Origin of the sequence: Paracoccus laeviglucosivorans (assembly GCF_900182695.1) — a bacterium.
GTDB classification, from domain to species: Bacteria; Pseudomonadota; Alphaproteobacteria; order Rhodobacterales; family Rhodobacteraceae; genus Paracoccus; species Paracoccus laeviglucosivorans.
The window spans coordinates 51284-68440 of sequence record NZ_FXTK01000007.1 but is presented as its reverse complement, the minus strand read 5'-3'; the positions used below and the strand labels follow the sequence as shown (position 1 = coordinate 68440).

The 17157-nt window shown below is 63.9% G+C and carries 9 protein-coding genes; 1 reads left to right on the top strand and 8 read right to left on the bottom strand.

The window, feature by feature from the left end; translation table 11 throughout:
* Positions 1-2: 2 nt before the first annotated feature.
* Entirely contained in the window at positions 3-6266 is a 6264-nt protein-coding gene (locus FN835_RS09915; protein WP_142663063.1) for a type I polyketide synthase, read from the bottom strand.
* A 99-nt stretch (positions 6267-6365) separates the two neighbouring features.
* Positions 6366-7811, bottom strand: coding sequence for a hypothetical protein (locus FN835_RS09910; RefSeq protein ID WP_246098695.1), 1446 nt, complete (start codon positions 7809-7811; stop codon positions 6366-6368).
* A 91-nt stretch (positions 7812-7902) separates the two neighbouring features.
* On the opposite strand from FN835_RS09910, the gene FN835_RS09905 reads away from it, so the two are divergent.
* Positions 7903-8670 (top strand): WecB/TagA/CpsF family glycosyltransferase, encoded by a 768-nt coding sequence (locus FN835_RS09905; RefSeq protein WP_142663062.1) that lies wholly within the window; start codon positions 7903-7905, stop codon positions 8668-8670.
* On the opposite strand, the gene FN835_RS09900 is transcribed toward FN835_RS09905, so the two are convergent.
* The 6 genes from FN835_RS09900 to FN835_RS09875 form a co-directional block, all read right to left on the bottom strand.
* Positions 8606-9847 (bottom strand): glycosyltransferase, encoded by a 1242-nt coding sequence (locus FN835_RS09900; protein ID WP_142663061.1) that lies wholly within the window; start codon positions 9845-9847, stop codon positions 8606-8608. The two genes, FN835_RS09905 and FN835_RS09900, sit on opposite strands and share 65 nt — an antisense overlap.
* Before the next feature lie 117 nt (positions 9848-9964).
* Positions 9965-12160 (bottom strand): Hint domain-containing protein, encoded by a 2196-nt coding sequence (locus tag FN835_RS09895; RefSeq protein ID WP_142663060.1) that lies wholly within the window; start codon positions 12158-12160, stop codon positions 9965-9967.
* Positions 12161-12353: 193 nt separating this feature from the next.
* The gene (locus FN835_RS09890; protein ID WP_142663059.1) at positions 12354-14360 is read right to left on the bottom strand and encodes a Hint domain-containing protein; all 2007 of its coding nucleotides are present in this window, start codon (positions 14358-14360) and stop codon (positions 12354-12356) included.
* 129 nt (positions 14361-14489) lie between these two features.
* Positions 14490-15530: an ABC transporter ATP-binding protein gene (locus FN835_RS09885; RefSeq protein WP_142663058.1), complete on the bottom strand. Its 1041-nt coding sequence runs from the start codon at positions 15528-15530 to the stop codon at positions 14490-14492.
* Positions 15527-16309 carry an ABC transporter permease gene (locus FN835_RS09880; RefSeq protein ID WP_142663057.1) on the bottom strand — a complete coding sequence of 261 codons (783 nt, stop codon included), beginning with the start codon at positions 16307-16309 and terminating at the stop codon, positions 15527-15529. Before FN835_RS09880 ends, FN835_RS09885 begins: the two co-directional genes overlap by 4 nt.
* Entirely contained in the window at positions 16306-17151 is an 846-nt protein-coding gene (locus tag FN835_RS09875) for an ABC transporter permease (protein WP_142663056.1), read from the bottom strand. The genes FN835_RS09880 and FN835_RS09875 overlap by 4 nt, the downstream gene beginning before the upstream one ends.
* Positions 17152-17157: the final 6 nt, after the last annotated feature.

Below are 17157 nucleotides of genomic sequence, written 5' to 3'. Positions count from 1 at the left end.
GCTTACTCCGCCGCCTTGGCACGCGCCGATACGTCATCCGCATCGCGCAGAATTTCGCGCAGCACGGTCGCCATACGGCGCACATTGGGCTCCAGCACCATGCTGTCATGGTCGCCCGGCACCTCGATCACCTGAAGCTGCGGCATGAAGCGCGTCCAGCCGTTATCTTCCAGCAGATATTCGCGGGCCGTAGTGACCCAGCGCCCGCCCGAAACCTTGAAGCGCCGGTCCAGTGGTGGACGGAACATCGCGACCGGACCGTCCCATGGCGTGACCTGCATCCCCGGCAGCCATGACAGGAACGCCGCCTCGATCGCCAGATCGTGGAACGCGCCGTCGCTGGCTTCCGCCCCCGCCTCCAGCGCCTGCGCCTTGCGGCGCTTGCTGATTTCGTAGCTGACGCGATCCTTGGCCCATTGCTTCAGAAAGTCGAAGCCGCCTTCGCGCATCTCGGCAATGCGGATCAGCTTGCGGTCCTTTTTGTTCAGCGGCTCACGCATGGGCAGCGGCGTGTCCAGCATAACCAGCATGGCCACGTCTTCGCCCGCCTCGCGCAATTGCCGCGCCATTTCATATGCGGTCAAACCGCCACCCGAGAAGCCGCCCAGCAGATACGGGCCATGCGGCTGCACCTGACGGATTTCGGCCAGATAGTCCCGCGCCGCCTCGGCAAAGCTTTCATGCGGCTTGTCATCGCCCAGCAGACCCCGCGCCTGCAGCCCCCAGAACTTGCGATCCGGGCCGACACGCTGCGCAAGCTGACGCAGGTTCATGATATTGCCGAACATGCCCGCGACGATAAAGAACGGCGTCCCATCGCCACGCCCGCCCATATCGACAAGGAAGCGGTGGCGGATGCGTTCCGCAGGCATGGCGCGCACGTTTTCAAGGCTGATTTCGCGCGGGCCGGTGCGTTCCTCGATCAGCGCGGCCAGCGCGGCAATCGTCGGCGCCTCGAACAGGGTCGAGATCGGCAGGTCCACGTCGAATTTCTTGCGCACCTGTCCGAACATCCGCACCGCGATCAGCGAATGCCCGCCCAGATCAAAGAAGCTGTCCGCCGCGCCGACCTGCGCAATGCCCAAAAGCTCGGACCAGATGGCGGCCAGTTCGGCCTGCGTCCCCGGCGCGGGCGCGACGAAATCGCTGTCCAGATCGGGGCGTTCGAAGCCGCCTTCGCTGGGGGCCGCGTCGGCAACCACCGCCGCCTCGGCAATCAACGCGTTCAGGTCCAGCGACGACACGAATACCTGCGAAAGCCCGGTCGAGATGGCGCGGCTTAGCATCGCAGGCCCGATCGCCGCCGGAATCCCCTGCGTGATGTTCTGATGCAGGCGGCGTTCGGCGGGCGACATGGTGCGGGCCTGAACCCGCGCCTGCGGTTGCGCGGAAAACGCCGCCGTCAGCTTGCGCAGGGCAAAGCCCTTGATCTCGGCGCAGATCGTTCCATCCGGCGCGGCCAGCGTGATGTCGAACTGCGCCATCCCCAGCGCATCGGTGTTTTCGCCCGCATTGCGGATGCGACTGATGACCTGCGCAGGCATCGGAGCGTAAATCCGAATCGAGCGATAGCCCATCGGTGCCCATAGCGCATCCGGCGTCCAGCCCCGGATCAGCGCCATCGCCCAGCCGGTCGCAATGTCCAGCAGCGCGGGATGGGTTAGCCATTCGCCCGGTTCATTCGCGAATTCAGGGGCCAGCGAAAGTTCCGCCACGCCCTCATCCCCGGCGATGCGGAAACGGCGCAGCACCTTCCAGCGCGGGCCGAAATCCATCTGGCGTTCCTGGGCCGAGGCGATGGCCGCCCCCCGCCCATCCTGATCCCACGGCCCGTCGGCCTTCAAGGGTTCCGGCGCGGCTTCCTGCAAGGGCGCGATCAGCGCCTGCACATTCGCCGTGCCCTGCGGATCGTCCAGCACCTGCACGCGGAACGCATCGCCCGCCGGTTCGACGCGGGTAGTGACCAGCGCCGTATCCTCGACCAGCACCGGGCGCAGGAATTCCAGATCGCGGATGATGATCGGCAGGGTCAGGCCGGATTCCAGCGCGGCCTCGGTAATCAGCTCGATCCAGCCGGTGCCGGGCATCAGCGCCTGACCGGACGCGGTCTTGTGCCCGCCGATGATCCAGTGATCCATCTTCAGCGCCGTGCGGAATTCGCGCCCGCCGGGCATGGGCATCGCCTCGTCCAACAGCGGGCGGGCGACGGGTGCGCCAGCCGAAACCGTTTTCTCGATCCCCAGCGCGCGGGCGGCCATGCCGGCATCGGCCCAGACGCCCCAGTTGACCGCGACGACACGCCCCAGCGCCTTGGGCGCGGACCGCGCCACCGCGTTCAGATATTCGTTGGCCGCGACGTAATCCGCCTGACCCGCCGGCGCGATCACCGAACTGGTCGAGGCGAACAGCACCGTCAGCTTGGCCGGATTGTCCTTTAGCGCCGCGATCAGCGCCTGCGTGCCCAGCAGTTTCGGGGCCAGCACGTCCCAGCAATCGTCGTCGGATTTGGCCGCGATCAGGCTGTCGCGGATGACACCCGCCGCGTGCAGCACCACGTCCAGACCGCCGAACCGCGCGCGGGTTTCCGCAGCCGCCCTTGCCATTTCCTCGGGGCTGGTCACATCGGCACGAATTGCGATGACCTGCGCGCCCAAGGCCTCAAGCTGCTGAACAGCCAGCGCAATCGGCGCGGCATCGGTCGCGCCGCGCGTGGTCAGGGCCAGTTTCGCGCCACGCGGCGCAAGTTCGCGGGCAATCGCCTGCCCGATGCCGCCAAAGCCGCCGGTAATCAGACAGACCGAGCCATCGGGGATGCCCGCCATGCCATCATCGGTCAACGCCACCCGTTCCAGCGATTGTTCGAACCGGCGACCGTCGCGCCATGCGGCGACGGGGGCGCCTTGCGGGGCCAGCGCCTCCTCAAGCAATTGGGCCGCCGCATCCACGGGTCGGCGCGGCAGGCGAATGTCCACCAGACGCGCGGCGATATTCGGCATCTCATGCGGCATGACCCGGATCGGGCCGGTGGCGGTGGCCTTTTCGGGGGCATCCGCCGCTTCATCGGCAACGCGCAGGGCGTCGTTGCAGATGGCGATCAGGTCCATTCTGGCCTCGGGCAGTTCCGAGGCAATCGCCTGCGCCAGATGCAGCAGGCCAAAGAAGCCGCGCTCCAGCTGGCTGTTCAGCAGGCTGGAACCGGCGCGGAACGCCGCGCCCTGCGTGACCGACCACAGATGCAGGATGCGGTCGGGGATCATGTCCTGCGTGGCCAAAGCGGCCAGCAGCATCTCATACCCCTCGCGGTCGGATTCGACCGGCAGGGTGAACTGGCTCTGCCCCTTGTCGGCGAAGGTGTCGGCAATACGGACGACCGCGACAGTTTGTTTCAGGTCGCGCAGCAGACCCGCCAGACGTTCACCAATGCCCAGATCATCCGCGAAGATCAGCCAGTTGCGCTGGCCGCTGGCGACCGGACCCTTTGGCCCGATCTCGATCGCGGGGGATGCCAGCTTCCATGCCGGACGCCAGCCCCATTCGGCAGGCTCCTCGATCCGGGCCAGTTCGGCCTCGGCCTCGGTCGCGGCCGTGGTCGAGCGTTCGATGAAATAGCGTTTGCGCTGGAACTGATAGCCCGGCAGCGACAGGCGCTGGCGGCGCGCATCGCCCCAGATCTGGTCCCAGTCGATGCGCCCGCCACAGGCCCAGACCCGCGCCAAAGCACCCATGAAATAGGTGTCATCTCCGGTGTCGTGGTCGCGGTGGCGCAGGGTGGTGATGACCTGACCCGCGTTCACCGACGGATGCGCCTTGGCCATGGCCTGCATGGCGCGGCCCGGCCCGACCTCAAGGAAAATCCGGTGGGGATCGGACGCCAGATAGGCGATGCCATCGGCAAAGCGCACCGTGCCGCGCAGGTGCTGCACCCAGTAATCCGGGCTGGTCGCCTGCTGATCAGTCAGCGGCTGGCCGTCCCGGTTCGAGATGATCTGGATTTGCGGCGGGTTCAGCGGGATGCTGGCCAGATAAGCGCGGAATTCGGCCAGAATCCCCTCAAGCATCCGCGAATGCGCGGCGATGGAAATGGCGATGCGCTGGCACTGCACCTCGCGCGCGGTCATCTTGGCGGCGAACTGGTCCAGAAGCGCATCCGGCCCCGACACGACCGACAGGCCCGGCCCGTTCACGGCGGCCAGATCAAGGCCCAGCTCGGTCAGCTCGGCGTCAAACTCATGCGGTTCCAGCGGGACGGACAGCATGCCGCCCGCAGGCACGCGGTCGAACAACTGCCCGCGCAGACGCACCAGCCCGATGCAATCTTCGAACGACATTACGCCCGCGATGCAGGCGGCAGTGTTTTCGCCCATCGAATGGCCGATCAGCGCCACGGGCGTCACACCCCAGCTGATCCATAGCTGCGCCAGCGCATATTCGGTGATCATCAGCAGCGGCAATTGCAGCGAGGGTTGCAGCAACCGCTTGTCGGCCTCGGCCTCCTCGCCCGGTTCGGGCAGCCACAGCGAACGCAGATCGGCGCCATGCGCCTGTGCCATATGGTCAAGGCCGCGATCCATCCATTCGCGGAAGACCGGCTCGGTCTCATACAGCCCGCGCGCCATGCCGGCATATTGCGCGCCGCCACCGGGCAGCATGAAGACCGGTTCGGCCCCATCCGCGACCAGTTGATGGTCAAAGACCAGCCGCGTGTCCGGTTCGGCCAGAAGCGCCGCCGCCTCGGCCGCGTCACGGGCAATCAGCACACGGCGGCGATCGAACTGCCTGCGGCCCTGCGTCAGGGTAAAGGACAAGTCGGCCAGATCGACGCTGGGATTGGCGTTCAGCCACGCGGCCAGCGCCGCGCTGTTGGCGTCCAGCGCCGATTTGCTGCGGCCCGACACGGCGATGATGTGGAATGGCCAATCCGATTCCTCGCTGCCCGGAACCTGCGGCGGCTGTTCCAGAATGGCATGGGCGTTGGTGCCGCCCACACCCAGCGAGTTCACACCCGCCCGGCGCGGCCCTGCAATCGGCCAGTCGCCCAGCGCGGCGTTCACGCGGAACGGCCCGCCGTCGAAATCAATCGCAGGGTTCGGCTTTTCGAACCCAAGGCTGGCCGGGATGCGGCCATGATGCACCGCCAGCGCCGATTTGATCAGCCCCGCGCTGCCCGCCGCCGTGTCCAGATGCCCGATATTCGTCTTGACCGAGCCGATGTGACACGGCCCCTGCCGCGTCCCGTCCGTGACCCGCGCATAAGCCTGATTCAGCGCGGCAACCTCGATCGGGTCGCCAAGCGCGGTCCCGGTGCCATGGCATTCGACATAGCCGATGCTGTCGGACGTCACGCCCGACATCACCAGCGCCTCGGAAATCGCTTGCGCCTGACCTTCGACGCTGGGGGCCAGATAGCCCGCTTTGGCCGCGCCGTCATTGTTCAGCGCGCTGCCTTTGATAACGGCCCAGATATGGTCGCCATCCGCAATCGCATCCTTCAGCCGACGCAGCACCACGACAGCGGCGCCGCTGCCGAAGACCGTGCCCTGCGCGCGGTGGTCAAAGGCGTGGCAATGGCCGTCGGGCGACAGAATCTCATTTTCTTTGTAAAGATAGCCCAGCCCATGCGGCATCTCGATCGTGACGCCACCGGCAAGGGCCATGTCCACTTCGCCCGACAGCAGCGACTGGCTGGCCATGTGGATCGCCACCAAGGACGTGGAACAGGCGGTCTGGACGTTGATCGACGGCCCGGTCAGGTCAAAGACGTGGCTGACGCGCGTGGACAGGAAGTCCTTGTCATTGCCGGTATGGCGCAGCAGGAAATGCCCGACGCCATCGACCAGATCGCGGTTGGAACACACGTTCCAGTAGAAATAGCTGCCCATGCCGCAGCCCGCCCAGACCCCGATCGGACGGTCGAAACCTTCGGGCGTGTGGGCCGCATCTTCCAGCGCGTGCCAGCAGGTTTCCAGAAACTTGCGGTGCTGCGGGTCCATGATCGCCGCCTCTTTCGGCGACAGGCCAAAGAACTCGGCGTCGAATTCGTCGAACTGGTCCAGAATGGCAGCCGAGGGCACGTAATTCGGGTCGGAAAGCCGGGCGCGGGCTTCGCCTCGGGCGATCAGATCGGCTTGCGGCACACGCTGGATCGATTCGATTCCGCGGCACAGATTATCCCAATACTGGGCAACGTTCGCCGCCCCCGGCAGCTGCGCTGCCATGCCCACAATCGCGATGTCAGTATCGGAAACCAAGGTTTCGTCGAAGGCCATGGGCACCCCTTTATCGACTCGAAACGCCATGTCTGGCGAACATCATTAAAACAACTGCTGCGCGTATTCGGAATACCGAATCCTGCGCCCGTCACCAACCTATAAAACGGTTTGCAGTCCTGCCTTTTTAGGCAGAATGCCCTCGGTGACGGGCAGGTCACCCGGCTGCTCGACGCCTTTCAGCAAACGCCGTGCATTCCCCAGCAAAGCCCCCGCTGCGATCCATGTCACAGGGGTCAGCGTGGCATTCGGAATCAGGTCAACGCAGTTCATCGCAAGCATCAGCGACAGACAGCCAAGCATCAGATATTCGGGCGAACGCGCCGCGCCTCGTGCACGCATCAACGCCCGCATCATCGTGAAGATCGGCACCAGCAGCAGCAGGAACTGCGCCAGATAGCCATAGATGCCACGTGCGCCCAGCCAGATGACCCATTGACCATCGGGCACCGAACTTAGCCGCCCGTCATAGGGGTCGTAAAACAGCGGCCTGCCCCAGCCGCCCCAGCCAAACATCGACCGCTCCATCGCGCGTTCGACCAGCTGCTCCTCATTCATCAGGCGGAATTCCAGCGACCGCCCGCGTTCGGGCGAAATCGACATCGCGACATCCACGATATCGTTGACGGGCAATAGCGGCGTGGTGCGCAACGTCGGATAGGCAAACGCAATCGAGGCGACCATGGCCGCCACCAACACCATCAGCTTTGGCCGGGCGACCGCAACCAAGGGCGCGGCGATCAGGGCCTGAATCAACGCACCGGCCGATTTGCACAGCAAGACCATGCAGCAAAGATAAAGCGCGATCAGGATGTTGCGGCGCGTCTTGTTATGACGGGCAAGCGCGATTGCGGCCAGAAACGCCCACATCGTGATCAGCGCGACCCACAGCGGATGTTCCAGAAAAACGATGGGACGATAGCCGCCATATCGGATGGTCTGGACGAAATCGTGCTGGAAATATCCATAGACGATGATGTTCGTCTGCGGACTGAAACGCAGTTCGAACAGCATGGGCACAGTATAGCACAGGATGCCCAGCACCAGCGCACGCAACAGCAATTCAGCCCCACGCGCGTTATATAGCAGGCGATACCCCATCAGGAACGGCAATAGCTGCATGAATACCAGCAACGTATCCGCCATGCCCTGCGTGATCGACATGCCCGGACGGACGTTGATGCCATCGAAAAGCGTGTCCGGGTTGGTAAAGGTCGTCAGCATCGGCGAGGTGAAGTTCATCACCAGCAGGATCGTCACGACCATGCCCATTTCAGGGGCGCTTGGCCCCTTGCCCATCGGATCGCGCCGCAAAAACAGCATCAATGCCGCGCAAAGCGCCGGAATCATGGACTTGTTGATGCCGGGGATCAGCGGCAGGTCAATCTCGATCAAAGGCGGCAGAATCAAGTAGCCGGACACGATTGTCCAGACCAACGCCTTTTGCTTGTCCATGCGCGAAAAGATGACCGAGGTCACGATCGGCCAGATCAGCAGCATCATCAGCGCGAAAGCGGGCACGGATTTTGCCTCCCTGGGCGACATAGACTGGCCCGGACCGTTAAGGAAACAGGTGTTGCTTTCCCCGCTGGCCCGACCCATCCTGCCGCCAATCGGGGCCGGATAGATTTGTATCATGCAGTTCAGCTTTCCCGACGGCAATGCCGTTCGGATCAATTGTCCAGATTCAGATGCGTTGCTGCGGCAGGTTCGCGACAATTTAAGCGCGAACCGGGGCTTCGCCCTTGCGACGATCAACGTCGATCACCTGCAACGTCTGGCTGAGGAAGCGACGTTCCGCCAAGCCTATGCCCGGCAGGATCTGGTCTGCGCAGATGGAAACCCCATCGTGTGGCTGTCAAGGATCGCCGGCAAGCCCGTCAGCCTTGCGCCCGGTTCCGATCTGGTGCTGCCCCTGGCGCAGGAAGCGGCGGCCCAAGGGCTGCCCGTCGGGCTGATCGGCAGCAATGACGCATCGCTGGAACTTGCGGCCAAGGCAATGCGCGCCCGCGTGCCCGGATTGCAGGTGGCGCTGACCCATGCGCCGGGCTTCCCCTTTGATCCGACCGGACCGGAAGGCGCCGAGATCATCGAAAAGATCCGCGCGTCTGGTGCAAGGCTGTGCTTTCTGGCGCTTGGCGCACCGCGGCAGGAAATCTTTGCGATTCGCGCCCGCGATGCCTTGGGCAATGTCGGCTTTGCCTCGATCGGGGCGGGTCTGGATTTTCTGTCCGGCCATCAGAAACGCGCGCCGAAATGGGCGCGGCAGGTCAAGATGGAATGGATGTGGCGGATGCTGTCCAACCCCAAGCGGTTGGCGGCGCGCTATGCCAAGGGCTTCACGATCCTGCCAGGCCATGCTGCGGCTGCGTGGCGGCAGCGGCAGGCACGCCCGCGCGGCTGACCACCTGCGCCAGATGGCGCATCCGGGCGTCGAACTCGGCTTCGAAATCATGCGCGCGGGCATAGGCCAGCGCGTCATCGGCACGCGCCATGACCGTCGCGCGGTCGCGGTCCAGCGTGCCGATCAGCGCGGCCATTGCGGCAATGTCATCCATCGGCACGCACCAGCCACCGTGGCTGTCGCGCACCAGGGCGGCCAACATGCGGTTCGCGAAGCCAACCACCGGCAGACCGCAGCCCATCGCCTCAAGATAGGTGCAGGACGGGTCGGACTGCACATGGCAGCTGACGAAGATGTCGGCATTGCTGCGTGACACGGGCACCAGTCCCGTCTCGAACGGAACGGGCTGGTGCAATTGCACGCGGTCGCCCAGTTCGGCCTGCGAAATACCCAGCCGGATTTCATCTTCAAGGCTGCCCGTGCCATAGATGTCCAGCGAAAACGGCACGCGGGCGTCGCGCAGCGCACGGGCCAGCGGAACCAGCAGATGCCCGCCCTTCATCGGCTCAAGCCTGCCGGAATGGATCAGGCGCAGGGGGCGACGTTCGGCATGGCGCTGGCGGCGGGCCTCCATCTCGGCCTCGGTCGCCATGATCACGCCCGACATGCGGTTGTCCAGATAGCGCAGCGGGGCCGCGTTCATCGCGGCGTAATCATGTTCGGCGGGAAAGCCGTTCATCTGGATGCCGTCCGCCGCCTTCAGCGCAGCGCGGCGATGCCGTTCCTGCCGGATGTTCCAAAGCATCGACCACAGCTTCTTGGGCAGGCTGCGGCCCCGTTCGATACGCACAATCCGCAGCCGCGTTTCCAGCGTATATTCAATGCCATAAACGACCGAGAGACCGCGCCCCCGCGCCGCCTGCCCCAATCCAAGCTGATCAATCATGTCAGCCGAGGCAAGGATGACCCCAGGCGCGGTCCCAAGCGCCGATTCCAGCGGCTGATCCGGTCCGACCAGCGTCACCTGAAAATTCAGCCCGGCCGGATCAATGGCCGAGGCAAAGGGCAGCGCACCTTCGCCCATGTCGCGCAGGACGGCACGGACGGGTCCGGCCCAATCTTCGGCATGGCGCGTCATGCCGGACACGAACTTGTCGTCCAGCAGCAACCGCCCATCGGCAGTCTTGCTGGCCGGAACCGCTGCGAAAAGCGTCAATTCGGGATGCTGAGCGGACATGCGCGCTTCCTTCCGGGACAAGAAAAGCCTGACGCCACCATGCTAGCAAGCACCGAAGGCGACAACGCCAATCTTGTCGATCCGACCTGTCATTTTCGCCAGAAAGGCGAACACGCCCTAAGCGCTGACCAATGCCTTGCCGTTGCGCTGATGCCTCGCGGCCAACTGGCGCGCCCTGGCCCCCGTCGCAAACGGGCGCGCTGCGGGGGCAGGGCTGCCCTGCAACTCGGGGAAAAGCGCAAATATCTCGTCCCGCGCGGCTTGCCCAAGGGATTTCAGCGCCTCGGCCCCGGTATACAGCGACTCGGTCCATGCGCCGTCCGAGGCCACGATTTCATGCCCGTCGAACAGGATATGGACATATTCCACCTGCGCGACCTGCAGCTGTTCGATCCCGTCCAAGGCCAGCAATTGCTTGGCCGCGACAAGCACCTCATCCGCGCCGAACATGCGGCGGGCAATGGCGGAACGGACCAGCACGCGATGCTGCGGCGAAACCGTCAGATCGCGTTGCGGCACGCCCTGTCCCAATGCGCCCGTACGGATGCGGATGGGGTTCAACTGCGGCGCAAGGCGCAGCTCAGCCGCAGATAGCAGTCGCCGCCCGATCCAGCGCAGTGGACGCGGGCCGTGATCGCGGGTCAGGACCAGATCGCCGGGCTGCAGCATCTGCACCTGCATCGGACCGTCGGGGGTTTCGATCAGCGTCCCAGCCGTGAAACAGGTCACGCCGATCGCCGGATCGTCGGCGCGCGCGCCCGCACGGGCAAGCTGCATTTCGGGCCGGACTGTCTGGTCGGGGCGTGCCAAGACCTCATCGCCGCCATGAACTGCCTCAGGGCGTGCGGGCTGCACGTCCTGGGCTGGGGGCGCATCCTGCGCGGCCTGCGCCTCGGCCTCATTGGCGCGCGGATTGCCGGGACGGGGCAGGCCCAGCTCGATCAGGCGCGGACGGGTCAGGCTGGCGGCGCGGATGTTTTCCAGCATCACCCGTTCACCATTGGGGAAGTTCAGCACGGCATGGCCGTCGATCTCGGTGACGCGGACATCGTTGATATCGACGGGATTGCCCTGCGCATCATGCAGCCCTTGCAGGTTCAGCGCATCGCCGTGGCGGATGATGTGGCCGGACGCATCGCGCACATCGCCCACCTGAAACGCCCGGATGGTATCGAACCCCGCGCCATCGCGCACCACCAGCACGTCGCGCTGCGCGTCGGGCTGAACCGGACTACCAAGAGGCAGATAGAAATCCTGCACCATCGAGATGAAGTCGTTACCGCGACCGCCGTCCAGCGTGTCGGCACCTTCGCCACCTTCGATCGTGTCGTTGCCCTGCGTGCCGGTGATCCGGTCATTGCCCCAACGGCCATTGACGTGGACGCCGCGATTGTCCGGGCCGATCACGGCCGATGAGCCGTTGATCGTGTCATTCCCCTCATGCGTCCAGAAGCTTTCGAATTCGTAGAAACGGACGGTGCTGAGGCCACCGCCGACCGTGGTCATCGCCCAGCCCGATTCCGCCGAATTGAACGTGACCGAGACGCCGTTGCCATCCCAGTCGCGCACCCACATGTTCAGAATGTCGCTGCCGCGCTCTCCGGTTTCGCCGCCATAGATCGTGTCATGTCCGACCCGCTCGGTTTCATTGCCGCGGCCCCAGCGGATGTTGTCGATACCCCCGCCGCCATAGATCAGGTCATTGCCTGTCGAGCTTTGGATGAAATCCGAACCTTCGCCGCCATAGATGGTGTCATTGCCCGGCCCGCCGTCGATGACGTCGTTTCCGCGCGATCCGATGATGATGTCGTTACCCGCGCCCGCGGTGATGTCCAGACCGTGCACCGGCACGTGATTGACCGTGCCGGGCTCGCCGCGTTCCGGTTCCAGCACCGCCAGCGCACCGTTGATGACATCATTGCCCGATCCGGTCGTCAGCCGTTCGAATTGCTGAAAGGTCAGCCGGTTGCCCCAAGCGTCCAACGCCTGACCGTCTTCGCTGGAGGTGAAGGTGACGCGAAACCCGTGCTGTCCGGCATGATGACCCAGCACCAGCCTGTCGCCGCCCAGACGATCCATATAGGGATTAGGGTCATAGGTTTCGTGCATCTGGCCGCCGACATAGGCATCGACCACCCCACGGGACAGCGGATCCTGATCCCAATACACCACATCGGCACCGCTGCCCGCATGAACCCGGTCCGGCCCGCGTCCGGGATCGATCGTGTCATTGCCGTGCATGGCGTGGATCGTGTCGCGACCGTTCGTTCCGCGCAGGCTGTCCCGACCTGCCGTGCCTCTGATCAGGGGCATGTCTCTCTCCGATTGGCATAAGGGCGAGTCGCCGGCTGGCAGCGGCTATCCTCGCAATCGTTGTCATGCCAATAGTAGATGAAACGCACGTAAGGGCGTTGACCTGACCATTTGGTCAGTCAGCAAATTCTTGCGCCCATTAAAGCATCAATCGGCGAAAGACCGCTGATGAGTCTTTCGCCAAAGATGCATGTTATTTGCAGAACAACTGCTTGTGGTTGCGCTGATGCCGTTCTGCCATGTTGCGCGCCTTGCCGCCCGACACGAATGGCCGCGCCCCGGTGGCAGGCATATCGCGCAATTCAGGGAATAGCGTGAAGATTTCATCGCAGGCCGACTGGCCAAGGGCCTTCATCGCTTCGGGTCCGGTGTAAAGCGATTCGGTTTCGGCTCCGTTTGACACGATGATCTCATGCCGGTCGAACAGGATATGGAAATACTCGACCTGATCGACGGACAGCGCTTCGATCCCGTCCATGGCGGTCAGCTGCTTGGCCGCGACCAGCACTTCATCGGCGCCGAACATCCGCTGAGCGATGGCAGACCGGACCAGCACACGGTGCTGCGGCGAAACCAGCAGATCGGCCGCGGGCAGCCCTGCCCCCAGCGCACCGGCACGAATGCGGATAGGCTGAAGACGCGGCGCCAACGCCAGATCCACGCGGTCCAGCGCGCGGCTGCCAATCCAGCGGACCGGCTGCAACCCATTGTCGCGGGTCTGCACCATATCGCCCACGCGCAGGTCCTGGACCGCAATCTCGCCCCGGTCGGTCAGGATCGTCGTGCCCCGGCAAAAACAGGGAATGCCCATGGCCAGCAGACGCTCGCGCGTCAGGGTATCGGGATCGACGCCCTGGAACCAAAGTTCCTCGCCATTCGGGAAGTGGATAACGGCGAACTGGTTGTTGTATTGATCAACATCGGCACGCACGGTCACATCGCCGACGCGGATCGGGTTGCCGTCGGCATCATGAAGACCGCTGACATCCAGCACGTCCGCGGGCGCAGGATTGCCGTCGCTGTCGGCCTCGCCACCGAATGCAAAGCTGCGGATGGTGTCCTGACCAAAGCCATCGGCCAGCACCAGCGTATCGGTCGAGGCGTCCGGGCGGCTGACCTGCGCAAAGATGTCGCCGTTCATCGAGATGAAGTCATTGCCCAGGCCGCCGATGATGGTATCGCCACCCCAGCCGCCTTCCAGCGTATCGTCGCCGCGCGACCCGATGATCGAATCGTTGCCCCAATCGGCAAAGACCCGGTAGCCGTCAACATTGGCGTTCGAGCCATCGATGACATCATTGCCGCCGCCGGTGCGCAGGTTCTGGAAGTTCTCAAAGCGCAGATGGCCCTGCACCCCGCCCAGGGCGTCGATGTCGCCGGAACTGTCGGTATCCAGCACGACATGAATACCCGCGCCGCTTTCACCTTCGACGGTCGGAGGTGCGGATTGCCAGGCGTTCAGCGTGTTGAACCCAGTGCCGCCGTCATAGAAGTCGTTGCCGATCGCGGCGTTGCTGCCGCCATCGCCCCAGCGGAAACCGTCATTGTCCGCGCCACCATAAGCGACGTCATCACCGCCGCCGGTTTCGATCACGTCATTGCCAGCGCCGCCGTAAACGGTGTCATTGCCGCCGCCGCTTTGGATGTAATCCGTGCCGCCGCTGCCATAGATCGTGTCGCTGCCGTTGCCCGAATAAAGCCGCATCCCGACGTAATGATCGGGGCCATCGCGGAACAGATCCTGTGCATCGCGCGCATCGACAAGGTTGTTGCCATTGCCCAGCCACACACGCTCGATCCCGTCGAATTGGACGGTATTGCCATTGGCATCGACAGCCGTGCCGTTCTCGGCGGTGCTATAGGTCAGCGTCACACCGACATCGGACCCATAGTTCAGCGCCAGCGTGTCGCCACCGTTATGGTTGTAGACATCGAAGGTATAGCCTTCAGAGCCGGTCAGATGGGTGACGATGCCGTTTTCCCAAACCGGCTCGTGACCGTTGCCGCCGTGGAAAACGGCGTTGTCGCCCCCTGTGGGAGAGCCTTTCCAATACAGGCGATCCGCACCTTCGCCGCCATCGACGGTATCGTTTCCGCCCATGCCCAGAATGGTATCATTGCCGTCGCCACCCGACATGCTGTCGGCATCCGCCGTGCCGATCAGCGAATCCGCACCATTCGTTCCGGGAAAATCCGCCATCATCAACCTCAAATTTGCTCGTTACTGAACTTGCCGTAAACCTTGGATACTGACGCGATTCTGGTCGGCAATGCGCAAGATTTACGCCATATTTTAAGCAAACAGAGAGTTGTTCTTTTGGACAGTCCGTCAACCTGCGGCGTCAAGCACCAGCCAGGTCGAATCCGAAGCCGAGATATGGATCGTCTCGTTCAGTTCCGGCAGGGCGACCGATGGCGCGTTGAAGCGGTCCAGCACTACGTCCTTGTCGCCGACGCGGGCACGCAACCGCTGGACAGACCCCAGAAATTCGACGCCGGTCACCTCGGCCGGGATGCCATGCGGACCGACCACCAGACCTTCGGGGCGGGCTGCCAGCGTTATGCGACCGGCCTTGACCGGGCGGTTCAACAGCACATCGGTGCGGCCGATACGGACATGCCCGGTCGCGGCATCGACCACATCCGCGTCGAAACGATTCAGCGTGCCGACGAAACCTGCGACGAAATCCGTGGCGGGCTGGTTATAGATCTGACGCGGCGTGCCGGTCTGATCGGCCACGCCCTGATGCATGACGACGATGCGGTCGGAAATCGACAGCGCCTCTTCCTGGTCATGCGTCACAAAGATCGTGGTGATGCCCAGTTGCTGCTGAATCTCGCGAATCTGGTTGCGCAGGCTGACGCGGATCTTGGCGTCCAGCGCCGATAGCGGCTCGTCCAGCAGCAGGACGCGCGGGCGCGGCGCCAGCGCGCGGGCCAGTGCCACACGCTGCTGCTGCCCGCCCGACAGCTGATAGGGATAGCGTTCGCCCATCTGCGGCAGACCGATCAGCTCCAGCATCTCGGCCACGCGGCCTGCCCGTTCAGCCTTGGCGACGCCCGCGACCTTCAGGCCGAAGCCCACATTGTCGGCGACCGTCAGGTTCGGAAACAGCGCATAGGCCTGAAAGACCATGCCGATCTGGCGCTGGTTCGGACGCAACCGCGTCACGTCCTGCCCGCCGATCATCACACGGCCCGCGCTGGGGGTTTCGAACCCCGCGACCATGCGCAGCACCGTCGTCTTGCCGCAGCCCGACGGTCCAAGGAACGAGATGAACTCGCCTTTTTCGACATTCATGCTGAAATCGTGGACGACCTTGGTGGGGCCATAGGATTTTTGCAGGTGGTCAAGGGTCAGAAAGCTCATTTCGCGGTCTTTCGCACACCCGCAAGGCGGGAAATCAGTTGCATGAGGCCCATGCAGCCCCAGGTGACGGCAAAGGCGATGACGGCCAATGCGGCGGGTTCATAGGCGCGGTTCGCGCCCAAAAGCTGCATATACGGGCCGAAAGCCGGGCGGTTCAGCAGCGCGGCCATCGTGAATTCACCGATGACGATGGCGAAGGTCAGGAACGCGCCCGACATGACGGCAGCCAGCACATTGGGCAGGATCAGTGTGCCGATGATGCGCGGCCAGCCCGCGCCCAGCGACTGCGCCGCCTCGGTCAGCGAGCGCACGTCCATCGTGGACAGGCCGGTGTCGATGGCGCGATACATGTAAGGCAGCGCCAGCGTGGCATAACCGCAAAGCAGCAGGATATTCGTCGTCCCGCCCGATCCCGTCAGCGGCAGCCATGAACTGGTATTGTAAAGCCGGATATAGCCGAACACGACCACGATGGCCGGAATGACCAGCGGCAACAGCGTGATGAATTCGATATAGGGCCGCAGGCGCGGCAGCCGCAGACGCACCCAATAGGCGGTCGGCACCACGATCAGCACGCCCAGCACGATGGTCAGCAGCGCCATCAGCACCGAATAGCCGAAGGTCGCCCGGAACGCCGGATCGGACAGCACCGAAGCATAGGCATCCAGCGAATATTCCCCGCGCCGCATCCGCAGCGAAAACTCGATCGTGCCGATCAGCGGCAGCAGGAAATACAGGCCACCGATGACGATTGCGGCCCAGGACCAGAACTTTCTCATCGCATCCACCTTTCGGCGCGGGACCGCATGATGACATAGGCCAGATTGGCGATGCCGGTGATGACGATCATGCCGAATGCCATGGCATAGCCCAGATGCGGGTCTTGCAGCACGTCACCGCGGATCTGCGCGAACAGCATGATCGGCGCGATGGACAGCGACGATCCGGTCAGCGCATAGGCCGTGGCGACCGCACCGAAGCTGTTGGCGAACAGCAGCGCGAATGTGCCCAGCAGCGACGGGAACAGGATCGGCAGCGCCACCATGCGCCAATATTGCCAGGTCGAGGCGCCCAGCACCTCGGCGGCTTCGCGCCATTCGCGTTTCAGCCCCTCCAGCGCCGGGGTGATGATCAGGATCATCAGCGGGATCTGGAAGAACAGATAGGTCAGCGTCAGGCCCCAGAAGGACAGCAGGTTGAAGCCCATCGCATAGATGTTGATGCCGAACCATTCGCGCAGCAGCATCGTCACCAGACCGACACGGCCCAGCGTTGCGATGAAGGCGAAGGCCAGCGGCACGCCCGCGAAGTTCGAGGCGACGCCCGAAAACGTCATCAACGGGCCTTTCAGCCAGCCGGGAAGGCCGCCCATGACCAGCGCCGCAGCCATGGCAAAGCCGATCAGGCAGCCAAGGATCGCCGATGCCAGCGAAATCTGGATCGAGATCTTGAAACTGTCCATGATGCGCGGTGCCGTCAGCCCCGCAAGATTCGAAAGCGTGAAGCCGCCTTCGGGATTTTGGAATGCGCCGATGACGATGTTCATCGTCGGCAGCACAAGGAACAGCGCCGCAAAAGCAAAGAAGGGCAGGATGCCCAGCCAGTTCCAACCTAACTTCATCGCTGT